The organism is Actinocorallia libanotica (assembly GCF_039525175.1).
Lineage (GTDB): Bacteria > Actinomycetota > Actinomycetes > Streptosporangiales > Streptosporangiaceae > Actinocorallia > Actinocorallia libanotica.
The window spans coordinates 285,550-306,229 of the sequence record NZ_BAAAHH010000002.1; the positions used below are offsets into that span (position 1 = coordinate 285,550).

Sequence of the window (20,680 nt, forward strand, 5' to 3'; positions counted from 1 at the left end):
CTCAGCGGTGGTCGTTCTCCTTCAGCTCGACCACCCAGGCGCGGCGCTCGGCGATCTTGCCGTCGCGCATGACGAACACCTCCGCCATGGACATGCGCATCTCCCCGCCCTCGGCCCGCCGCACCGTCCCGGTGAGCTCCGCCATGACGACGTCGTCCTGCTCGACCATGCGCACGACCTCCAGGCGGGGCGGGTCGATGAGGCCGGGCGGGCCGTCGATGGCCCGGTCGTAGGCGTCCTTACCGGTCAGGTGGAAGGCGCCGAAGACCGTCCACTCGATGTCGTCGGTCAGGCACGACAGGATCCGCTCGTGATCGTTCCTCCGGAAACCGTCCAGGTAGGCGTTGACGGTCTCGGTGTTGCGCGACATGTCCGCTCCTCCGCTTCGGATGTCCTCTTCGGGCGCCGCCGCGGGCCCCTCACAGAGAGGTCGGAGCGGGCGGAGCGTTCTTGACATCCGTCCACCCGGGTTCCCGCGATGAGCGACGGACACACCGGCCGCCCGCGGCGACGGTACCGCCTCGGGTGGGGCCGTCGCCGCCGTGTCAGACCGTATTAGGGTGAGCGGCGTGGACGATGCCGACGAGGTGTTCGAGCTGCAGCGGCCCCGGCTGACCGCGCTCGCCTACCGGATGCTCGGGTCGCGGCAGGACGCCGAGGACCTCGTCCAGGACGCGTACTTCCGGTGGGCCCGGGCCGTGGACGTCGCGAACCCCGAGGCGTGGCTCACCAAGGTGGTGAGCAACCTCTGCCTGAACGAGCTGGGCTCCGCGCGGGTGCGGCGGGAGGCGTACACCGGGCCGTGGCTGCCCGAACCCGTCTTCACCGACGATGACCCCGTGGAGCTGCGGGACACCGTCTCCTACGCGCTGCTGACGCTGATGGAGCGGCTCACGTCGGCGGAGCGCGCAGTGTTCGTGCTCAAAGAGGCGTTCGGGTACTCGCACCAGGAGATCGCGGGGTTCCTCGACCTCACGGACGCCAACGCGCGGCAGCTGCACAGCCGGGCGCGGCGGCGGCTGGGGGACCGTGCGCGGTTCACGCCTTCGGCCGAGGAGCAGCAGCGGCTCGTGGAGCGGTTCCTGGAGGCGGCGCTCGAAGGGAACATGGCCGGGCTGACCTCGTTCTTCGCCGCCGACGTCACCGCCTGGGCGGACGGCGGCGGACGGGTGCGGGCGGCGCTGCGGCCGATCACCGGGCGGGAGAAGGTGCTGCGGTACCTCCGGGGGATCCTGCGGCGGCTGGAAGGCGCGGAGTTCGTCTTCACCGGGCTCAACGGGGAGTTCGCGCTGGCCGCCCTGCGGGACGGGGAGCTCTTCACGGTCACGGTCGTCGAGTTCGGCGCCGAAGGCATCACCGGGCTGTGGACGGTGATGAATCCCGAGAAACTTCGCTTGCTGGGCCGTCGGCTGTCACATTCCTGAGGACTGTCCGGTTCTCCTCTCAGCAAGCCGCCGAGAGGAGAACATGATGATCGTCGTGACCGGCGCGTCCGGAACCCTGGGCACCCCCCTGGTGCGGGAGCTGGTGCGCGAGGGCGCCGACGTCCACGGGCTCAGCCGCAGGCCGCGCGAGGACGACGGCGTCACCTGGCACGTGGGGGACCTCGCGACGGGGCCCGCCGTGCTGGGCGAGGCCGACACGATCGTGCACCTGGCCAGCGACCCGTTCAAGAAGGGCGCGGACCTCGTGCAGACGCGGGCGCTGCTGGAGGCCGCGCGGCCGGACGCCCGCCTCGTCTACGTCTCGATCGTCGGCATCGACCGGCACCCCTACGCCTACTACCGGACCAAGCTCGCCGCGGAACGGCTGATCGAGGGCTCCGGGCGTCCGTACACGATCCTGCGCGCCACCCAGTTCCACGACTTCGTCGCCTCCTTCTTCGACCTCATGAGCCGCGGACCCGCCCTCCTCGCGCCGACGGGCACCTCCTGCCAGCCCGTCGCCGTGGAGGAGGTCGCCGCGCGGCTCGCCGGGCTCACCCTCGACACGCCCGGCGGGCGCGCCCCCGATCTGGGCGGTCCGGAGGTGCTCGACGCGCGGCACATGGCCCGCGCCTACCTGGACGTCACCGGGAAGCGGCGCGCCCTGCTGCCGGTACGGATCCCCGGCAGGGTCGGCCGGGCATTCCGGGAGGGGCTGCACCTGGCGTCCGAGCCGGGCGGCAGCCGGACCTGGACGGAATTCCTCGCCGAGCGGCTTCAGTCTTCGGCGCGGCGATCGTAGAGTGATCATCTCGACTGCCGTGGGAGAGGCGGATGCCCGTGTTCCGCGCCATCAGCCGTACCGCCGCCGCCGGGACCGTCTCAGGGGTCCTGGTGGCGGGCTTCCTCATCGCCGAACCGGCGGCGGTGTCCGCCGCCAAGCCCCGCACGTGGCCGGTCAACTGCGTCTCGGACGACTCCCCCGAGGCCGCCGAACGGCTGGAGACGCGGCTGCGCAGGGCCGTCCAGGGCCGTTCCGGCACCATGTCGTTCGCCCTGTACGACCGGGAGCGGAAGATCGGCTGCTACTACGGCTCGGGACGGCGCTACGACTCGGCCAGCACGATCAAGGTCACCGTCGTCGCCGCGCTGCTGCGCACGGCCCAGCAGCAGAAGCGCGAGCTGACCTCGCGGGAGAGGTCCCTCGCCCGCGCGGCCATCACCCGCTCCGACAACAACGCCACGACCGTCCTGTTCCGGCAGCTCGGCCGCACCCGCGTCCAGCGCTTCCTGAACGCCGTCGGCATGCGCGCCACCCGCCTCGACCCCGGCGGCCACTGGGGCCTCACCCGCACCACCGCCGTCGACCAGCTCCGGCTGCTGCTCGCCCTGACCCGCCCGGGCGACGTCCTCACCGCGAAGTCCCGCCGCCACGTGCTGAACCTGATGTCCCAGGTGATCTCCAGCCAGCGCTGGGGCGCCCCCGCCGGCGCCTCCACCCAGGTGGACGTCCGCGTGAAGAACGGCTGGCTCCCCCGCTCCACCCACGGCTGGCGCGTCCACAGCCTGGGGATATTCGGCAACACCCGCCGCGACTACATGATGGCCTTCCTCACCCACGACAACCCCACCCTCGCCTACGGCATCACCACCATCGAACGCGCCGCCCGCGTCGTCCACACCACCCTCGTCCCCGAGGCCAGCGCCCGCCGCGTCCCCACCCCCATGCCCCCGGAGATCGGCGACGGCAGCGCCCCCTACTGACCGGCGGAGAACCGGCCGGAAACCGGCCGGGCCGCGGGGCCCGGCCTGGACCACACGCCGGACCGCCACGCCGAACACGCCGCCCCCACGGCCCGCGAGGCCTTCCTGCGCGACACCGAACCCGGCGTCTTCGACCGCCGCGTCCGGCGGGAGGTCCTCCGCGCGGGCCGCTCCGGCCCGCCTCCGGCCTTCAGCGGGGCCTGAGGCCTCCGGAGCCGCCGGAGGTGAGCGGCTCCGGCTCGGGCGGCTGGTGAGAAGGGCGGCTCTCCCGGCGGTCCTGGTCCCTTTGCGGACGCCTGGAATGGGGACGGCGTTCGGTTCCGGAGGGATGCGGGGCCCGCGCCGGGCATGCCGCGCGGCTTAAAGTGGAGGAGTGAGCGAGCCCAAGGCCGTCGGCCGGTCGGAGCAGACCCGGGAACTGATCGTGGAGACGGCGCTGCGGTTGTTCCGGGAACGCGGCTACGACGCGACGACCATGCGGGCGATCGCCAAGGAGGCCGGGGTCTCCGTCGGCAACGCCTACTACTACTTCGGCTCCAAGGAAGAGCTGATCCAGGCCTACTACGACGAGCTCCAGGCCTCGCACAACGCCGCCTGCGAAGCGGTCCTCGCCCGCGAGAAGGAGTTCTCCCGCCGCCTCCTGGGCGTCCTGCGCGCCCGGGTCGACACGATGGTCCCGTACCATGCGTTCGCCGGGAAGTTCTTCAAGCTCGCCGCCGAGCCCACCAGTCCGCTCAGCCCGTTCAGCTCCGAGTCGGGCCCCGCCCGCGAAGCCGCCGTCTCCCTCTACCGCGCCGTCGTCGACGGCTCCACCGACCTGCGCCTGGACCCCGACTTCCGCCAGGAGCTCCCCGAACTCCTCTGGCTCTACTCCATGGGCCTCGTCCTGTACTGGGTCCACGACGGCTCCCCCGGCTGCCGCAAGACCTACCTCCTCGTCGACCGCACCGTCCCCCTCGTCAACAAGATGGTCGGCATGTCCCGCCTCCCCGGCTTCCGCTCCGTCACCCGCGAACTCGTCGACATCATCCGCACCGTCCGCGCCTGACCGCCCACCCGACCGAAGCCCGTCCGCCTCCCGCCCCGCGAAGGCCCGGCCACCACCGGTCGCACAGGACGGCCGCCCGTTGCACAGGACAGACATCGGTTGCACAGGGCGGACACCGGTTGCACAGGACGGACGCCCGTTGCGCAAGGCGGACGCCCGTTGCGCAAGGCGGACGCCCGTTGCGCAAGGCGGACGCCCGTTGCGCAGGACAGACGCCCGTTGCGCAGGACAGACGCCCGTTGCGCAAGGCGGACGCCCGTTGCGCAGGACAGACGCCCGTTGCGCAGGACAGACGCCCGTTGCGCAGGACAGACGCCCGTTGCGCAAGGCGGACGCCCGTTGCGCAAGGCGGACGCCCGTTGCGCAAGGCGGACGCCCGTTGCACAGGGCAGACGCCCGTTGCACAGGACGGACGCCCGTTGCGCAAGGCGGACGCCGGTTGCGCAGGGCAGACGCCCGTTGCACAGAGCGGACGCCGGTTACGCAAGGCGGACACTGGTTGCGCAGGACAGACGCCCGTTGCGCAGGGCGGACGCCGGTTGCGCAGGGCGGACGTGCGTCGGGGAAGGTGCGGCGAAAGCCGTGCTCAGGATCGGCCGATCGGTCGCCGCGGGGGGCCGGTGCCCGCGGGGCGGACGGTCACAGGAGGCCGAGGGACTTGCGGGCGAAGGTGATCTCGGCTTCGGTCTGCTTGATGCGCTCCTCGACGACGAGGGAGCCGTGGCCCGCGTCGTAGCGGTAGACCTCGTGGGGGATGTCGCGGTCGGCCAGGCGCGCCAGGTAGTTGTCGATCTGGCGGATGGGGCAGCGCGGGTCGTTCTCGCCGGCGAGGATCAGGACGGGGACCTTCACCGCGTCGACGTAGGTGATGGGAGACGACTCGCGGTACTTGTCGGGGACCTCCGCGGGGGAGCCGCCGAACAGGGAGCGGTCGAAGGCCTGGAGCGCCTCCATCTCGTCCTCGTAGGCCGCCACGTAGTCGGCGACGGGGACCGCCGAGACGGCGACGGACCAGTCGTCGGGCTGGGTGCCGATGCCAAGGAGGGTGAGGTAGCCGCCCCAGGAGCCGCCCGCCAGGACCAGCTTCTCCGGGTCGGCGAGGCCCGTCTCGACCACCTTGTCGCGGACGGCCTTGATGTCCTCGAGCTCGATGAGGCCGACCTTCTCCTCCAGGGCGTCGCGCCAGGCCGAGCCGTAGCCGGTGGAGCCGCGGTAGTTGACCTGGACGACGGCGAACCCGTGGTCGACCCAGGCGGCGGTGCCCGGGTTGAAGGCGTCGACGTCCTGCGCGGTGGGGCCGCCGTGCACGTCGAAGACCGTCGGGAACGGGCCCTCTCCTTCGGGCTTGGAGACCAGCGCGTGGATCCGCCCGCCCGGCCCGTCGACCCACAGGTCCTCGACCGGGACGGACGGCGGGGCGGGCTCGCCGGGCGGGGTCAGCACCACCGCGCCGGTCGTGGAGCGGATCACCGGCGGCTCGGCCGCGCAGGTGAAGCTGTACTCGACGGTGCCGTCCGGGCGGGCGGTCGCCCCGCCGAGGCAGCCGCGCGGCGTGTCGATCCTCGCCAGCTCGCCGGTCGCCAGGTCGTAGCGGAACAGCTCGTCCCGCGCCTCGTGACCGTGCGACACCAGCAGGGCGCTCCCGTCGGGGAACCAGCTCGCGCCGACCTCGCCGGGCAGGTCGAAGACCAGCTCCTGCTCCTCGCCGGTCAGCGGGTTCCAGATGAGGAGCTCCTCCTTGCCGCGCCGCTCGTGGTCGACCAGCAGCCGCGGGTCGCCCTCGACGGGGGAGAAACCGGACGGCCCCACGCCCTTGCCGGGCCCGTCCCACAGCTCGGCGACGGTCGAGCCGTCCGGGCGCACGATCCGCAGCGCCGGGTGCCTGCTGTCGCCGTGCTCGCTGTGCCCGACCGCGATCAGTTCCTCATCGCGGGAGAGCCCGCCCAGGTAGGCGTTCTCCGCGTGCGCGTAGATCGTCACGGGCTCCCGCCCCGGGTCGATCAGGTGCACCGAGGTGCCGTGCTTCCCGCTCCGCCCGACGAGCACCCGCCCGCTGCGCCCCAGCGCGAGCCCCGCCGGGTAGGACGGCTCCAGCGGCGTCGCGGCCACCGCCTCCCCGCCCTCGAACGGCTGGCGCATCCACACCCCGAACTCGTCGCCGTCGGTGTCGGCGAACCACCACAGCTCCCGCCCGTACGGGTCGAGCCCGCCCATCAGCGTCCCGTTCGGCCGGCTCGTCGCCTGCCGCTGCTCCCCCGTCCCCCGGTCCCAGGTGTAGATCTCCCAGGTCCCGCTGGCGTTGGACCGGAAGACCGACCGCTCCGGCGCCTCCCGGGCCCACCCCGGCAGACTCACCCGCGCCGCCCGAAACCGCTGCTTCCACCGCTCGTCGCTCATGCTCCATGTCTATCCCACGGACCCCCGCCCCACGTCCCTTAAGCCACAGGCTGATCCCCCGCACCCGTTGTTCCACGTGAAACACCCTCCCCGTCCGGCGGCCACCCCACCTGCGCCCCGCGGGACGCACCGCCCCGCCCCCTGCCGCAGCGATCCCGCCTCACGAGACCCGCATGGTCCGTCTCACGAAGCCCGCATGGTCCCGCCTTACGAGGCCCGCATCTCGAAGCCCCCGCCGAAGACCGCCCCGATCACCACAGCGGTCCCGCCTCACGAGACCCGCCGCCCCGATCACTGGATGCGCGGAGGCCGCCGGGAAGACCCAACGGTCCCGCCTTACGAGACATGCCAACCCGCCCGCTGGATACGCGAGGGCCACTGGGAAGGCCAAGCGGTCCCGCCTCACGAGACCCGCCGCCCCGATCACTGGATGCGCGGAGGCCGCCGGGAAGGCCCAGCGGCCCCGCCTTATGAGGCACGCCGTTCCGCATCTCCGACGGAGGTCGGGACGCGGTCAGTGGAGGCGGCGGATCTCGCCGTAGGCGCGGTAGAAGCCGCCCCGGGCCGAGGAGCGGACGCCTTCGACGACGTAGCGGGCGCCGGGGACGCGGATCTCCTTGGGGAACTGCACGCGCCAGGAGGAGTCGTAGCCGGAGGAGACGACGCGGACGCGCAGGCGGGGGCCGTCCTCGAAGCACTCCAGGACGACGCCGTGGTCGGCGGAGGTGACGACGTCCAGGGTGGTGGTGGGCTCGACGGTGGCCAGGCTGCTGGCGGCCTTGATGTCGACGACCTCGGGAACGGTGCCCTGCTGGGCGGCGCGGATGGCGCCCTCGGCGGCGTCAATGCAGGCCAGAACGCCGTGGGTGGTGACGATGTAGAGCCGGTCGTCGAGGTACTGCATGGAGTACGCCGAGCCGCAGCCCGTGGCGAGCTTCCACAGCCTGGTGCCCGCCTGGTCGAAGCAGTAGATGGACGAGCTGTTGTCGCCCGCGAAGACGTAGCGCCCATCGGGCGCGGTGGCGCAGGAGAAGACGGGGGCGTCGCACTGGTAGACCGTGCTCCGCGCGCCGTTGGTCTTGGCGATGCGGTGCACCTGGTTGCCGCTGGTGCCCGCGTAGACCGCGGTGCGCTCCTGCCAGCCGAACAGCACGCTGCCCGTCAGCGGCGTGCTCCAGACGGGGGCTCCGTCCTTGGCGCGGAAGCGGCTGACACCCCACGAGTCGCCGTAGTAGATGTCGTCGGCATCGCACCGCACCATCCAGGCGGAGTTACCCTCGGTGTTGCGGGCCCACTGGAACTCGTCCTCGTGGTCGATCGCGGTGACCTGGCCGTTCTTGTCGGACACGCCGAGCATTCCGTCGCTGATGTCGAGCCAGTAGATGTCGACGTCCTCGGCGATCTCGTACGCGACGCGGGGCACCTTGCCGCTGAGGTCGTACACCTTGCCGTCGTCGCAGCCCGCGTAGATCCAGAAGTCGTCGGCGACGATGCACTTCACCCCGTCGGGCAGCCGGAACCGGGCGGAGACCGTGCCGTCGTGCAGGACGGTGAAGACGTCGCCGCGCTGGTTGCCGACCCAGCAGCGCTCCTCGTCCACGAAGATCCCGAACGCCGCCGAGCCGCTGTCGAACCGCCACAGGACGGGCGCCTGGCGGGCGGTGGAGCGGTGGCTGACGATCGGCCGCCGGGTCACCGACCGCGCCCGGCGCACCCCGCGCACGGCCGGCGCGTACCCCTTGCGGACCTTCTCGGCGACCTTCTTCGCCGCGGCGGCCACGGCCTTGGCCTCGGTGGGGAAGTCGGTGGTCTTGGCCGTGCCGGCGGCGCCGATCCGGCCGTAGGTGATCGTCACGCGCGTGCCGGACCGCACCACCTCGTAGAACTTGTGGGCGCCGCCACCGTCCTCCGAGAGCTCCAGGTAGTCCGTCTGCGTGCTCATCCGCTTCTCCTTGATCGAGGGGTGCCCCCAGCCTAGGAAGACCCACCGACATTCCCCGAACGGCGGCCCGCCACGGGGACGGGCCGCCCGGGGATCAACCGTCGCGCAGCCGCCGGATCTCGCCGTAGGCGCGGTAGAACCCGCCCCGGATCGCCGGACGCACCCCTTCGACGAGGTAGCGGGCGCCGACCTCGCGGATCTCCTGAGGGAACTGCACGTGCCAGGAGGGCTCATAGCCCGGCGAGGCGACCCGGACGTGCGGACGCGAGCCGTCCGCGAAGCATTCCAGGACGACGCCTTCGTCCGCGGACGTGGCGATCTCCAAAGCGACGCCGGAGTCGGCCCTGGCGGGCACCTGGGCCGCCTTCACGTCCACGGCCTGCGGAACCGCGCCGTCCTGAGCGGCGCCGACCGCCTCCCCTCCGACGTCCACGCAGGCCAGCGTGCCCATCGTGGTGGCGATGTAGAGCCGGCCGTCGAAGTACTGCATCGAATACGCCGAACCGCAGCCCGTGGCGAGTTTCCACAGGCGGGCGCCGGATGCGTCGAAGCAGTAGAGGGACGACCTGTTGTCGCCCGCGAAGACGAGGCGTCCGTCCGGTGCGGCGGCGCAGGAGAAGACCGGGGCATCGCACGGGAAGACCGTCTCCGGCTCTCCGGTGTCCTTGGCGAGCCGGTAGACCCTGTTCTTCTTGGTGCTGACGTAGAGCGTGTCGCGTTCCTGCCAGCCGAACAGGACCTCGCCCTGGAGGCGGACGTGCCAGAAGGACGCGCCGTCCCGGGCGTCGAGACGGCTCACGCCCCGCGAGTCGCCGTAGTAGAGGGAGTCCCCGTCGCAGCGCACCATCCACGCCTCGCGTCCCTCGCTCTCGTGGGACCACCGGGGTTCGCCCTCATGATCGACCACGGTGACCCGGCCGTTCTTCAGGGAGGCGCCGAGCGTGCCGTCGTCGATGTCGAGCCAGTAGACGCCGACGTCCTCCGCCAGCTCGTACGCGACGCGGGGCACCTTGCCGCCGAGGTCGTACACCTTGCCGTCGTCGCAGCCCGCGTAGATCCAGGGACCGTCGGCGACGACGCACTTCACCCCGGCGGGCAGCCGGACCCCGCCGGTCACCGTCCCGTCGTGGCCGAGCTCGAGCACGTCGCCCCACTGGTTGCCGACCCGGCAGCCCCGCTCGTCGACGAAGAGCCCGAACATGCGGGAACCGCCGCCGTACCGCCAGAGGACCGGTGCCTGCGGAAGGCCGCCGCCCGCGGGAGGCCGTACGCCCTTCACGGCCCGTGCGTACTTCTCGTAGAGGAGTTTGTCGTCGATCTTGCGGGAGGCGGCAGTGATCGCGTCCGCCTCGTTCGGGTACTCGGCCGTCGTGACCCGCCCGGCCTTCCCGACCTTCCCGTACCTGATCGTCACGCGGGCGCCGTCCCGCACCACCTCGTAGAACTTGGCGGGCCCTCCGTCTTTCCCCGGGTGCTCCAGGTACTCCGTCTGCCTGCTCAATCCCTTGATCTCCTCGATCTTGGCGGGAATTCTCCAGCCTAAGGAGATCCACTGACGTTCCGGGAGGGAACGGCGAAGGCCCGGCCCCCAAGAAGGGACCGGGCCGTACGGAGCCGTCATCGTGCGGGAAGAACGCGCCTCAGGTGAGCGCGTGCTGGGACCAGGTCTGAGCGCCGGTGCCATTGCAGGTGTAGATCTGGACGGGGGTGCCCGCGGTGAAGCTCGCGAGTCGGACGTCCAGGCACTTGCCGGAGGCGGAATTCAGGAAGGACCCCGCCGAGGGCTTGTCTCGGAGCCACTTCTGGGCGCCGGTGCCGTTGCAGGAGTACAGCTGGACCCGGGTACCGCTGAAGGTCAGCCCGCCCGCCACGTCCAGGCACTTGCCGGAAGGGGAGTTGACGAGGGTGCCGGCGGCCTCATCGACGCGCCAGGCCTGGCCCGGGGCGCCGGTGCAGTCCTCAAGTCGGACGGGAGTGCCGTCGGCGGTGCCGGAATCCTTCACTCCGAGGCAGTGCTCGCCGCCGTCGGGGCTGTAGGCGGTGTCCGTCGGGGCCGCGCCCGTGACGGTGAAGCCGCACCAGTCGCTCCAGGCCGACACTCCTTCGGAGTTTTCGGCGCGCATGCGGAACTCGTAAGAGCCCGGGGTGAAGGTCCCGGGGCTCACGGTGAAACCCCAGACCGAGCCGCTCGGCCAGGTCGCCTCCGTCCTGCGCAGGAACGGCTCCTCTCCCGGACGGGCGATCTCCAGGGTGGCCATCAGGCCGGGCTGGGGCGCGCTTCCCGCCGGGGAGGCCGAGAACTGCGGGCCGAACTGGCTTCCGACCGTCGGAGGGGTCGCGGTGAAGCACTGCTGGAACCCCGAGTACGCGGATTCGGAGATGCGCAGCGCCTCGGGCGTCTCCGGGGCCGCGGCCCAGGCGGCGGAGGGAACGCCGAAGACCGCCGCGGCGGTCGCGAACGCCGCGAACGCCGAACGCACCAGCTTCATACTGACTCCTGATCATCGTCATATTCGGTCAGCAGAAGTAGACATCGCCGTCATCCGGAAAACAGCCCTGAGGCGATTGACGTAAGGGTTTGTTCACATCTGCGCTCCGCCGTCTCGGCGCCCGCGGAAACGGCGACGGCCCGGCCCCCGTCGGAACGGGAGCCGGGCCGTGCGTACCCGTGGTGTCAGGAGGTGAACTCCGTGGCGACGAGCTCGGCGATCTGCGCGGTGTTCAGCGCGGCGCCCTTGCGCAGGTTGTCCCCGCACAGGAAGAGGTCGAGCGCCTTGGGGTCGTCCAGCGAGCGGCGGACCCGGCCGACCCAGGTGGGGTCGGTGCCGACGACGTCGTTCGGGGTCGGGAAGACGTGCGAGGCGGGGTCGTCGTGCAGGACGACGCCCGGCGCCGCGGCCAGCACGTCCTGGGCTGCCTTCTGGTCGACCTCCCGCTCGAAGACCGCGTGGACGGCCAGCGAGTGGGTGGTGACGACCGGCACCCGCACGCAGGTCGCGTTGACCCGCAGGCCGGGCAGGCCGAGGATCTTGCGGGACTCGTTGCGGACCTTGAGCTCTTCGGAGGACCAGCCGTCCTCCTTGAGGGAGCCCGCCCACGGCACCACGTTCAGCGCCAGCGGGGCCGGGAACGGCCCGCCCTCGCCGACGGCCTCGCGCACGTCGCCCGCGCGCTGGCCCAGCCCGTGGTCGCCGGCGACCTTCTCCAGCTGCGAGTACAGGACGTCGATGCCCTCCTGGCCGGCACCGGACGCCGCCTGGTAGGACGCGACGACCAGCTCGGCGAGCCCGTACTCGCGGTGCAGCGCCCCCAGCGCGACGATCATCGAGAGGGTGGTGCAGTTCGGGTTGGAGATGATGCCCTTCGGGCGGACCTTCGCGGCGGCCGGGTTGACCTCGGGCACGACCAGCGGGACGTCCGGGTCCATCCGGAAGGCGCCGGAGTTGTCGACGGCGACCGCGCCGCGCTCGGCGGCGATCGGCGCCCACTGCGCGGACACCTCGTCCGGCACGTCGAACATCGCGATGTCGACGCCGTCGAAGACCTCGGGCGACAACGCCTGGACGACGACCTCCTCACCGCGGACGGTCAGCTTCTTGCCGGCCGAGCGCGGCGAGGCGACGAGACGGATCTCGCCGTAGACGTCCGGGCGCTCGGACAGGATGCCGAGCATGACGGTGCCGACGGCGCCGGTCGCACCGACGACGGCGAGAGTGGGCTTGCGGCTCATCGCCCGGTACCTCCATATACGACTGCCTCGACCTGGTCGGCGTCGAGGTCGAAAGCTCTGTGAACGGCCTGGACTGCGGTGTCGACGTCGTCCTGGTCGACGATCACCGAGATGCGGATCTCCGAGGTGGAGATCATCTCGATGTTGACGCCGGCGTCCGCGATCGCCCCGAAGAGCGTGGCGGACACCCCCGGGTGCGCGCGCATTCCCGCGCCCACCAGGGAGATCTTGCCGATGCGGTCGTCGAACCGCAGCGACTCGAAACCGATGCCGTCCTGCACCTTGTTCAGCGCGGTCAGCGCGGCCTGGCCGTCCGAGGCCGGCAGGGTGAAGGAGATGTCGGTCTTGCCGGTCGAGGCGGCGGACACGTTCTGCACGACCATGTCCAGGTTGATCTCGGCCTCGGCCAGCAGCCGGAAGATCGCGGCGGCCTCGCCGACCTTGTCCGGCACCCCCACCACGGTGATCTTGGCCTGGCTCCGGTCGTGCGCGACGCCGGAGATGATCGCGTGTTCCACCTCGGTCTCCTCACTGCTCGCGACGACCCACGTGCCTTCCCTCTGGCTGAACGAGGACCGTACGTGGATCGGGATGTTGTAGCGGCGCGCGTACTCCACGCAGCGCAGATGCAGGATCTTCGCCCCGGACGCGGCCAGTTCCAGCATCTCCTCGTAGGAGATCCGCGGGATCTGCTGGGCGGCCGGGACGATGCGCGGGTCGGCGGTGAAGACGCCGTCGACGTCGGTGTAGATCTCGCAGACGTCGGCGTTCAGCGCCGCGGCCAGCGCCACCGCCGTGGTGTCGGACCCGCCGCGCCCCAGCGTGGTGATGTCCTTGGTGTCCTGCGACACCCCCTGGAACCCCGCGACGATGCAGATGGAGCCGTCCTCGAGCGCGCTCTTCAGGCGCCCGGGCGTCACGTCGATGATCTTCGCTTTACCGTGGGAGCTGTCCGTGATCACGCCGGCCTGCGAGCCGGTGAACGATTTAGCCTCGTGCCCCAGGTTGGCGATCGCCATGGCGAGCACCGCCATGGAGATCCGCTCACCCGCGGTGAGCAGCATGTCCAGCTCTCGCGCCGGGGGCAGCGGAGAGACCTCCTGGGCCAGATCGATCAACTCATCCGTCGTGTCACCCATCGCGGAAACGACGACCACCACGTCGTTCCCCGCCTGCTTCGTGGCAACGATGCGCTGGGCGACCCTCTTGACGCAATCGGCGTCGGCGACGGAGGAGCCGCCGTACTTCTGCACGACTAGAGCCACGGTAGGGCGCTCCTCAGTAGATCGGGGGTGTAACTTGACCCAACGAGTCTATCCAGGCCCCTCCGGGGGCTTTCATCTGGTTATCCCCCGCCCCCACCAGGGCATCCTCCCCGAACCGCGCCGCCCCGGAGGTCCGGTCACCGGCCCCGCGCCGTCCGGGAATTCCTCCGGCGGACGGCTCCCCGCCTCAAAAATCTACTTTTCGGTACCCGGTGGCATTTCCGCGCGCGCCGAGCTGCGAAGACGGTTCGATGTGCGGCGGGTCACCACCGGAGGGCCCGGCGCAATGGCCGGGATCGGGAAACCCGATGTTCTCGTGGGGCCTCGCAAGGTGACACGGACGGCCGATGGACCTGTTCCCGCCGTCGGCGCCCTTCCCCGGCCTGAACCGGTCCGGCGGCCTGAGCCGGCCCGGGAGCGGGGGACACCGGTCCCGCTTCCGTCGGGAATTCCTCCGGCGGACGGGCTGTCGGCTCGCAAATCTGCCGGAAACCAGAAATCTGCTCTCATGAGCGTGGAAACACATGATCGAGTGGATGTCGTCCCGCCCGAGGGCACCCCGTCCTGGCTGGAGCTGAGCGTGCCCGACCCCGGGCGCGCGCGGGCGTTCTACGGGACGCTGTTCGACTGGACCTTCGAGGACGACCTGTGCCTGCTGGACGGCCTGCCGGTCGCCGCGATCCGGGCTCTCGGCGAGGGCCGCGGCGAGGCGGAGTGGACGGTCTTCTTCGCCACCGACGACTGCGACGGCGCGGCCGGGCGGGTGAGCGCGGCCGGAGGACGGATCGTCCTGCCCCCGTACGAGGACGGAACGCGGGGCCGGGCGGCCGTGGTGACGGACGTGCTCGGTGCCCGCTTCGGGCTGTGGCAGGGCGCGGACCTCGTCGGAACCCGGCTCGTCAACGGCTACGGGACCTTCATCTTCAACGAGCTGCCCACCGCCGAGCGGGAGCGCGCCCTCGGCTTCTACCGGGAGGTCTTCGACTACCGGCCGTCCCGTCACAGCGACGTGGGCGACCTCGTGCGCCCCGACGGCCACACCGTCGCCTCCATCGTGGTCCCCCACCTTCTGGAGGAGCCGCCGGAACCGGCGGGCGAGGAGACCGAGCGCTACCTGGCGGAGATGAAGGGCTCCGTCGACCTGCCCCCTCTCGACGCCTGGGTGACCTACTTCGCCGTCGAGGACGTGCACGAGGTCCTGCGACACCTCACCGGCCTCGGCGGCTGGACCCACCCCCAGGGACCGCAGGAACTCCCCTGGGGATGCCTCGCCTCCGCCCGCGACCCCCTCGGCGCCGCCTTCCACCTCGTGGAACCCTGGGACCTCATCTGACGGGGCGGCGGAGCTCCCGGACCAGCTCCCCGAACACGGCACGGCTCAACGCCAGTCGTGAGACACCGGGGTGCTTGGAGTCCCGCACGGCCACCCCGGAAGGCGACCTCGCCACCTCAACACAGTCCCCACCGGTGGGCCCGCTGTGAGAGCTCTTACGCCAGCGAACAGCAGACAGTTCCGAGGTCTTCATCAGCCCTCCGAGCAGCTAGAGGTCGTGATGCCCTGAGCGGATTTCTCGTACCAGCCTGCCGAAGGCCGCCCGATCGAACGTCAGGTGCCGGGTTTTCGGGTTCTTAGAGTCCCGTACCGCCACCATGTCGGACATGCCCGCAAGCTCGACACACTCTCCGCCGGTGGGCCCGCTGTGAGAGCTCTTACGCCAGCGGACGTCAGGATTGATCTGATTCTTCACAGGCCCTCCCGCGTTACACGAAGAAGCTTCAAGGACTCTTCCATGGACAAAGCAGACGCCCTGATGAGGTTCAAGCTTAGCGCATACTTTCGAACAATCGAAGGGTGGTCCATCAGGCTTCCACCTGCGTAGTCCTCCGTATAAGCCGCAGTCGGCGCAGCATCGAATTCCATCATGGTGAATGCGCCCATGACTCCCAGATAAGCTCCGGCGGACGCAGGAACGATATGCAACATGATATTCGGCATCTCGGCCAGCTCAAGGAGGCGCTCCAACTGACCTTTCATCACCGCCGACCCTCCGATGTCTCTCCGGATACACCCCTCATCGAACACCGCAATGATCTGAGGCGGATTTTCCCCCACCAGGACCTTCTGCCTGTCCAGCCGCTTCGCCACGAGTTGCTCGACCTCATTCGGAGCCCGCCCCGACCTGAGAACCTCATAAGCGTATTCCGGAGTCTGGAAAAGACCGTGCACGACCATGGCGGCAAAAATATAAAGAGTCGAGGCGGTGGCTTCGCACTCCAGGAAGTCGGTGAATCCCGGAGGGAACATGCCGCCCGCTTTTGAGTCCGCAATATTCTGCCAGAGCCCAGTGAACACCTCAGTACCGAACAGCGTGTTCAGATCCTCGGAGAATTTCATCGATGGTACGTTCTTCGCCGCTTCCACCTGGCTGACGTAGGCGGGCGTGTAGCCGAGCCTTTCGGCGAGATCCTTCTTACCCAGACCGGCCTTGACACGGAAGGCTTTGAGAGTGATGGCGAACGCCCTGATCGCGGGATCCCGGGAGGGTTCGGACTGTGCGGTCATCGGCTGCCTTCCGACGGAGTACCGACGCGGCGGTTAATTCGATCTCGGGCTTGGTCAAACAGCGGTGCGTGTCCGGTTCGTTGCCCACCGTACTCCCTTCCGTGAGGCTGGTCGCAGGAAACGGAGTCGAACGGACGGGGAATTCGGACGTGGGCGAGCAGGAAATCGAAAGGCTTTCGGAGGATTACCCGGATTGTGGTGTCAGCCGCCTTTCGGGTCCGGGCCGGTGGTGGAAGGCCGCACGGCGTGAAGGCGGGCGATCGACCGAGGGCGAGCCGTCGCGAGGTGACCGGTGACGGCGGACGGTCTCACAGCGGAGCACGTCTTCCCCGCCGAGCTGGAACAGGTGCGGGCGGGACGCACCTGGCTGCGAGAAGTGCTGCCGGCGGCCTGCCCGCTGCGCGACGACTGCGTGCTGGTGCTCTCCGAACTCCTCGCGAACGCCGCCGAACACGGTGGCGGCGGGCTGGTGAGAGCGGTCGTCACGCACGGCGCAGGGCGGATCAGCGGCGTACTGGTACAGCGCGCGGCCCCCACGAGCACCTCCCCAGAGGTGTCGCTTCCCGTTCTCCTGGAGATCGAACGGCTGTTGAACGCCCCTGTGGAGCGCGTGACGGACGTGACGGACCTGGCGGAGTCCGGACGTGGCCTGTTCGTGGTGGCGGCGTTGTGCCCGGGTCCGGTGGAGTTCGAGCGGCGGACGGACCACACGGTGATCCGGTGGGAACTGGCGGGCTGCCCCTGCACGGCCGTCACGCCGAAGATCGGCACCGGACGGCGGGCACGGCCCTGAGCAACGCCTTCTGCGAGCCGACCGGAATCCCGCGCCCGCGATCCACTCCGTGCTCTCGTTCTCGTGAATCTCCGAGCTGGACAGCTGCTCCGATTGACATGCGGAGCATGCGGGAACACACTAACCGTACGACAGCTGTACGACAGAACGGAGAGATGGTGAGTTCGGAAGCAGCCCAGAAGCCGGGCGCCCGTCGACGCAAGCACCCTCGGGGGCAGGGTCCGGGCAAGCTCGCACAGGTCCGGCTCAGGCCGGATGAAATGGATACCCTGCGTGAGACGATGCGTACGCTGAACTTGGAGTCCACCTCGGACGCCCTTCGCGAGGGGCTGCGACTCCTGACCCGCGAAGCGACGGAACTTGCGGCGGCCGAAGAGATCCGCGCCTTCTATCCAGGGGCACAGGCGCCGCTTCCCGAAGGTGTGACACCGCCCAGTGACGCCGAACTCGAAGCCGTCGACGATCTGGAATGGTGAGCCCCGGCACAGCCCTGAGGGGAGAGGTATGGGCATGCGCTCTGCCTGCGCCGATCGGCCCTCATCCGGTCGTCGTTCTCACCGCCAACCGGATCGCCGCACCGCTCTCCGCGATGACGGTCGCAGTGATCACCGGAACCGCAGGCCCCTCGGTGACGCATGTACCCATCGGAAAGGAGGCCGGACTGACCAAATATGACGAGTCTTATGTCAACTGCACCGATCTGCACACGGTCGCAAAGTCCAGACTGCGCCGAAAGCTGGGGACGCTGGCACCCGGCGAACTGCGCAGCGTGGAGGCGTCGGTCCGGTTGGTCCTCGGTCTGCAGGGCTGAGACACCGGTTCGGCGGGAACACATCGGCGAGGCCCGTATCATCCTCGCTGCCAAAGGACGCCGGATCGCCTGGCGCACCGGCGGCGTCCGATCCTGACCGGGCTCGACCGCAACGCCGGAACCGGCGCCGTCCTCCTGTCCGCCACCACGGCGAACGGCGGGACCTGACATCTGTCATCTCGCCGGACCTGACATCTGACATATCAGGTCCGGGAGCTTTTCCTGTTCATCAACTCATTCCCGAAAAGCCCCACCCATTTCGATCACCATGTTCCGGTGATCGAACCGCCGAAGGGAACCGACCGCCCCGGACCGGGCCTCCGGACCGGGCCGCCTGGCCGGCATGAGCACATCGCCGTCCTCGACGGGGTGCGGGGCGTCGCCATCCTGCTCGTCGTCGCCGTCCATGTAGGCGACATCACCGGGGTCGTCGGGTACGAGCAACCGGGTTGGCGGATGCTGAACACCGGCAGCATCGGAGTGCCCTTCTTCTTCATCCTTTCGGGTTTCCTGCTCTACCGGCCGTTCGCGCGGGCCGCATTGGACGGCGCCGCGTTCCCCGACGTCGGCGGCTATTTCCGGCGGCGGGCGCTTCGCATTCTCCCCGCCTACTGGCTCATGCTCCCGGTGGGCTTCCTGACGTCCGAGTCGCCCGAGGCGGGCGACCCCCTCATCTGGCTGGAGTTCCTCACCCTGACCCATCCCTACGACCCCGGCCGCTGGTGGGAGGGCACGAGCCTCCTCATGGTCTGGAGCCTGTCCGTCGAGGTCTGCTTCTACCTGCTCCTGCCCCTCCTGGCCTGGGGGATGCACCGCTCGTGCCGGGGTTCGGCGCGACGGCTCCTGGCGGTGACGTCCGTTCTGGCCGCGGCGTCCGTCGCGTGGTCGGGAACGCTGAGGTACGCCGCCGACCTTTCGATCACCTTCTACAACGAGAACCTGCTTCCCCGGTCCTTCGTCCATTTCGCGCTGGGCATGGCCCTCGCCGTCATGGTCGAGCGCCCCGGTCCGGCCGCCGCGTGGATCGCGGCCTCCCCGGGCCTGTGCTGGACCGTCGCGCTCTGCGGCCTGGTCCTCATCTCGACGCCGCTGACCACACCGCTGTCAGGCCCGCAGAGCCCACACCAGTATCTGGTGGCCGCCCTCCTGACCCCGCTCGTCGCGCTGGCGGCCGTCGCGCCCGCGGCGCTCGCCTCCGAGAACCGGTTCGTCCGCGTCCTGCTCGGCAACCGGCTTCTCGCGGGATTCGGCCTGATCTCGTACGGGCTGTTCCTGTGGCACATGCCCGTCCTGATGGCCTGGTACCAGTTGACCGGACGTCCCATCTTCCTCGGCGACTTCTGGACCGTCTTCGCCGTGGACCTCCTGGTCTCCGCCGTGCTCAGCGTCCTCAGCCACGACCTGATCGAGCGGCCCTTCCAGCGTCTCGGCCGACGCGCGGGAAAGCCCGAACGGGCTTCGGACAAGTACAGGTGTGAGCAGATCCCTGGTGGAGAGGCGGTGCCGGATGGGCGAAGCGCTCGGTGAGCTCAGCGAGGCGCTACGCGGCGGACCGGAGGAGTTCACGGCCGTCTACGACCGGTACTTCCACGACGTCTACCGCTACGTCGCGGGCCGCGTCGACGTCCAGGCCGCCGACGATCTGGCGGCTGAGACGTTCCTCGTCGCGTTCCGCACCCGCGGGAAGTTCGACCCGGAGCGCGGTTCGCTCCGGCCATGGCTCTTCGGAGTCGCGACCAACCTCGTACGGCGGCACCGCAGAGACGAGCTGCGGCACTACCGGGCGCTGGCTCGAGCGGGGGCCGAGCCCGACACCGGGAGCCACGAGGGCCAGGTCGTCGCCGCGGTCTCAGCGCAGGCGCTGAGACCGCGGCTGGCGTACGCGCTCACCAAGCTGAACCGGGGCGAGCGGGACGTGTTCCTGCTGTACGCGCTCGGCCAGCTCGCCCATGAGGAGATCGCCGAAGCACTCGGAGTCTCGTACGGCACGGTCGGCTCCCGGCTCAGCCGCGGCCGCGCGAAGCTCCGCAACCTCCTGGAGGAGAAATGAGGGAAGCCGAACTGGTCGCGGAGCTGCTGGCCAAGCCCGCACCGTCCGCGGAGACCGTCGAAGCGGGCAGGCTTCGGCTCCGCCGGGAAGGCTCCGTCAGGCGACGGCCTGGCCGCGGGCTGCTGTTCGGCGGAGGGTTCACCGCGCTCGCCGCGGGTGGAGCGGCGGTGGCCGTCGTCGTGTCGGGCTTCGGCGGCCCCGTCTCCTTCGAGCAGCCCGAAGACGCGAAGGCGATCCTGCTGGCAGCGGCCGAACAGGCCGAGACGTCCTCCGTTGAAACGGGGAAGTACTGGCATGTCAGGACTTTCTCATTCCTCGGCCCTGACTACGACGAACCCGATCCCCACTTCACCGGTGAACGTGAGTCCTGGACCACCGTCGACGGTCGCGCGTGGACGAAGTCATCAAAGGATGCGCTCCGGAAGTCTCATACAGGCGGAAAATTCATGATTTGCAGCAAAGACATCACTTACCGCCAGCTCATCAGGCTTCCCACCGACCCTGACGCCCTGTACGCCCGAGTCCGCCGAATGGCACTGCACAACGGCGCCGGACCGGCCCTACCCCAGGAGCAGGCACTGTTCACCGCGTCCTGCATGCTGAGTCTGCTCGCCGACCAACCCGCCCCACCGCAGGTACGGGCCGCTGCCTTCCGCTCCCTGGCCGACCTTCCTGAGACCGAGTCACTGGGAACGCAGCGGGACCCGGCCGGCCGGGAAGGAGCCGTTCTGCGCATCGTCTACGGAGGCACCTGGCAGAAGCTGTTCATCGACCCGAAGACCAGCATCATCCTGGCAACGGAGCGCGTGGAGAAGAGAGAAGGCCAGCAACTGGTGCAGAAGGCCGTCTTCCACGAGGTCGGCTGGACGGACACGCCTCCGTCCTGATCGCGG

The 20,680-nt window shown here is 70.0% G+C and carries 21 protein-coding genes; 11 read left to right on the forward strand and 10 right to left on the reverse strand.

Annotation, left to right across the window (positions count from 1 at the left end):
• Nucleotide 1: 1 nt before the first annotated feature.
• Nucleotides 2-370, reverse strand: a complete 369-nt coding sequence (locus ABD140_RS04390; RefSeq protein ID WP_344236936.1) for a nuclear transport factor 2 family protein — start codon at nucleotides 368-370, stop codon at nucleotides 2-4.
• Nucleotides 371-569: 199 nt separating this feature from the next.
• Between ABD140_RS04390 and sigJ the strand changes: the two genes are divergently transcribed.
• The 4 genes from sigJ (at nucleotide 570) to ABD140_RS04410 (ending at nucleotide 4,236) form a co-directional block, all read left to right on the forward strand.
• Entirely contained in the window at nucleotides 570-1,424 is an 855-nt protein-coding gene (gene sigJ, locus ABD140_RS04395) for an RNA polymerase sigma factor SigJ (protein ID WP_344236938.1), read from the forward strand.
• 43 nt (nucleotides 1,425-1,467) lie between these two features.
• The gene (locus ABD140_RS04400) at nucleotides 1,468-2,226 is read left to right on the forward strand and encodes an SDR family oxidoreductase (protein ID WP_344236940.1); all 759 of its coding nucleotides are present in this window, start codon (nucleotides 1,468-1,470) and stop codon (nucleotides 2,224-2,226) included.
• A 32-nt stretch (nucleotides 2,227-2,258) separates the two neighbouring features.
• Nucleotides 2,259-3,188: a serine hydrolase gene (locus ABD140_RS04405; RefSeq protein ID WP_344236942.1), complete on the forward strand. Its 930-nt coding sequence runs from the start codon at nucleotides 2,259-2,261 to the stop codon at nucleotides 3,186-3,188.
• Nucleotides 3,189-3,561: 373 nt separating this feature from the next.
• Nucleotides 3,562-4,236 carry a TetR/AcrR family transcriptional regulator gene (locus ABD140_RS04410; RefSeq protein WP_344236944.1) on the forward strand — a complete coding sequence of 225 codons (675 nt, stop codon included), beginning with the start codon at nucleotides 3,562-3,564 and terminating at the stop codon, nucleotides 4,234-4,236.
• Between the two features lie 639 nt (nucleotides 4,237-4,875).
• Here the strand turns inward: ABD140_RS04410 and ABD140_RS04415 are convergent.
• The 6 genes from ABD140_RS04415 to ABD140_RS04440 form a co-directional block, all read right to left on the reverse strand.
• Nucleotides 4,876-6,633 carry a S9 family peptidase gene (locus ABD140_RS04415; RefSeq protein ID WP_344236946.1) on the reverse strand — a complete coding sequence of 586 codons (1,758 nt, stop codon included), beginning with the start codon at nucleotides 6,631-6,633 and terminating at the stop codon, nucleotides 4,876-4,878.
• A 514-nt stretch (nucleotides 6,634-7,147) separates the two neighbouring features.
• Nucleotides 7,148-8,575 carry a WGR domain-containing protein gene (locus ABD140_RS04420; RefSeq protein ID WP_344236948.1) on the reverse strand — a complete coding sequence of 476 codons (1,428 nt, stop codon included), beginning with the start codon at nucleotides 8,573-8,575 and terminating at the stop codon, nucleotides 7,148-7,150.
• A gap of 94 nt (nucleotides 8,576-8,669) precedes the next feature.
• Nucleotides 8,670-10,076, reverse strand: a complete 1,407-nt coding sequence (locus ABD140_RS04425; protein ID WP_344236950.1) for an outer membrane protein assembly factor BamB family protein — start codon at nucleotides 10,074-10,076, stop codon at nucleotides 8,670-8,672.
• A 139-nt stretch (nucleotides 10,077-10,215) separates the two neighbouring features.
• Nucleotides 10,216-11,064: an RICIN domain-containing protein gene (locus ABD140_RS04430; protein WP_344236952.1), complete on the reverse strand. Its 849-nt coding sequence runs from the start codon at nucleotides 11,062-11,064 to the stop codon at nucleotides 10,216-10,218.
• 185 nt (nucleotides 11,065-11,249) lie between these two features.
• A complete protein-coding gene (locus ABD140_RS04435) occupies nucleotides 11,250-12,305 on the reverse strand; it encodes an aspartate-semialdehyde dehydrogenase (protein ID WP_344236954.1) in 1,056 nt (351 codons plus the stop codon).
• The gene (locus ABD140_RS04440) at nucleotides 12,302-13,570 is read right to left on the reverse strand and encodes an aspartate kinase (RefSeq protein WP_344236956.1); all 1,269 of its coding nucleotides are present in this window, start codon (nucleotides 13,568-13,570) and stop codon (nucleotides 12,302-12,304) included. Before ABD140_RS04440 ends, ABD140_RS04435 begins: the two co-directional genes overlap by 4 nt.
• Before the next feature lie 508 nt (nucleotides 13,571-14,078).
• Here ABD140_RS04440 and ABD140_RS04445 point away from each other — a divergent pair.
• A complete protein-coding gene (locus tag ABD140_RS04445; protein WP_344236958.1) occupies nucleotides 14,079-14,903 on the forward strand; it encodes a VOC family protein in 825 nt (274 codons plus the stop codon).
• Here the strand turns inward: ABD140_RS04445 and ABD140_RS04450 are convergent.
• From ABD140_RS04450 to ABD140_RS04460, 3 genes are read right to left on the reverse strand one after another with little or no spacing between them, the layout of a single operon-like run.
• Entirely contained in the window at nucleotides 14,896-15,096 is a 201-nt protein-coding gene (locus ABD140_RS04450; RefSeq protein ID WP_344236960.1) for a DUF397 domain-containing protein, read from the reverse strand. The genes ABD140_RS04445 and ABD140_RS04450 overlap by 8 nt on opposite strands.
• Nucleotides 15,097-15,111: 15 nt before the next feature.
• Nucleotides 15,112-15,318 (reverse strand): DUF397 domain-containing protein, encoded by a 207-nt coding sequence (locus tag ABD140_RS04455; RefSeq protein WP_344236962.1) that lies wholly within the window; start codon nucleotides 15,316-15,318, stop codon nucleotides 15,112-15,114.
• Complete coding sequence (locus ABD140_RS04460; protein ID WP_344236964.1) at nucleotides 15,315-16,133, reverse strand: helix-turn-helix domain-containing protein; 819 nt, start codon at nucleotides 16,131-16,133, stop codon at nucleotides 15,315-15,317. The genes ABD140_RS04455 and ABD140_RS04460 overlap by 4 nt, the downstream gene beginning before the upstream one ends.
• A gap of 292 nt (nucleotides 16,134-16,425) precedes the next feature.
• Between ABD140_RS04460 and ABD140_RS04465 the strand changes: the two genes are divergently transcribed.
• From ABD140_RS04465 to ABD140_RS04490, 6 genes are all read left to right on the forward strand, one after another.
• Nucleotides 16,426-16,926, forward strand: coding sequence for an ATP-binding protein (locus tag ABD140_RS04465; protein WP_344236966.1), 501 nt, complete (start codon nucleotides 16,426-16,428; stop codon nucleotides 16,924-16,926).
• A gap of 155 nt (nucleotides 16,927-17,081) precedes the next feature.
• Nucleotides 17,082-17,402: a hypothetical protein gene (locus tag ABD140_RS04470; protein ID WP_344236968.1), complete on the forward strand. Its 321-nt coding sequence runs from the start codon at nucleotides 17,082-17,084 to the stop codon at nucleotides 17,400-17,402.
• On the forward strand, nucleotides 17,396-17,737 hold the full coding sequence (locus ABD140_RS04475; RefSeq protein WP_344236970.1) for a type II toxin-antitoxin system PemK/MazF family toxin: 342 nt from the start codon (nucleotides 17,396-17,398) through the stop codon (nucleotides 17,735-17,737). Before ABD140_RS04470 ends, ABD140_RS04475 begins: the two co-directional genes overlap by 7 nt.
• A gap of 276 nt (nucleotides 17,738-18,013) precedes the next feature.
• Entirely contained in the window at nucleotides 18,014-19,264 is a 1,251-nt protein-coding gene (locus ABD140_RS04480; protein ID WP_344236972.1) for an acyltransferase family protein, read from the forward strand.
• Nucleotides 19,245-19,787, forward strand: a complete 543-nt coding sequence (locus ABD140_RS04485; protein WP_344236974.1) for an RNA polymerase sigma factor — start codon at nucleotides 19,245-19,247, stop codon at nucleotides 19,785-19,787. Before ABD140_RS04480 ends, ABD140_RS04485 begins: the two co-directional genes overlap by 20 nt.
• Entirely contained in the window at nucleotides 19,784-20,674 is an 891-nt protein-coding gene (locus ABD140_RS04490) for a CU044_5270 family protein (protein WP_344236976.1), read from the forward strand. The genes ABD140_RS04485 and ABD140_RS04490 overlap by 4 nt, the downstream gene beginning before the upstream one ends.
• Nucleotides 20,675-20,680 lie beyond the last annotated feature (6 nt).

Coding starts and splice junctions, on each gene's coding strand:
- ABD140_RS04435 (WP_344236954.1), bottom strand. CDS start 12,305: ATGAGCCGCAAGCCCACTCTCGCCGTCGTCGGTGCGACCGGCGCCGTC.
- ABD140_RS04460 (WP_344236964.1), bottom strand. CDS start 16,133: ATGACCGCACAGTCCGAACCCTCCCGGGATCCCGCGATCAGGGCGTTC.
- ABD140_RS04400 (WP_344236940.1), top strand. CDS start 1,468: ATGATGATCGTCGTGACCGGCGCGTCCGGAACCCTGGGCACCCCCCTG.
- ABD140_RS04420 (WP_344236948.1), bottom strand. CDS start 8,575: ATGAGCACGCAGACGGACTACCTGGAGCTCTCGGAGGACGGTGGCGGC.
- ABD140_RS04445 (WP_344236958.1), top strand. CDS start 14,079: ATGAGCGTGGAAACACATGATCGAGTGGATGTCGTCCCGCCCGAGGGC.
- ABD140_RS04450 (WP_344236960.1), bottom strand. CDS start 15,096: ATGAAGACCTCGGAACTGTCTGCTGTTCGCTGGCGTAAGAGCTCTCAC.
- ABD140_RS04490 (WP_344236976.1), top strand. CDS start 19,784: ATGAGGGAAGCCGAACTGGTCGCGGAGCTGCTGGCCAAGCCCGCACCG.
- ABD140_RS04485 (WP_344236974.1), top strand. CDS start 19,245: ATGGGCGAAGCGCTCGGTGAGCTCAGCGAGGCGCTACGCGGCGGACCG.
- ABD140_RS04390 (WP_344236936.1), bottom strand. CDS start 370: ATGTCGCGCAACACCGAGACCGTCAACGCCTACCTGGACGGTTTCCGG.
- ABD140_RS04430 (WP_344236952.1), bottom strand. CDS start 11,064: ATGAAGCTGGTGCGTTCGGCGTTCGCGGCGTTCGCGACCGCCGCGGCG.
- ABD140_RS04475 (WP_344236970.1), top strand. CDS start 17,396: ATGGTGAGCCCCGGCACAGCCCTGAGGGGAGAGGTATGGGCATGCGCT.
- ABD140_RS04415 (WP_344236946.1), bottom strand. CDS start 6,633: ATGAGCGACGAGCGGTGGAAGCAGCGGTTTCGGGCGGCGCGGGTGAGT.
- ABD140_RS04470 (WP_344236968.1), top strand. CDS start 17,082: ATGGTGAGTTCGGAAGCAGCCCAGAAGCCGGGCGCCCGTCGACGCAAG.
- ABD140_RS04405 (WP_344236942.1), top strand. CDS start 2,259: ATGCCCGTGTTCCGCGCCATCAGCCGTACCGCCGCCGCCGGGACCGTC.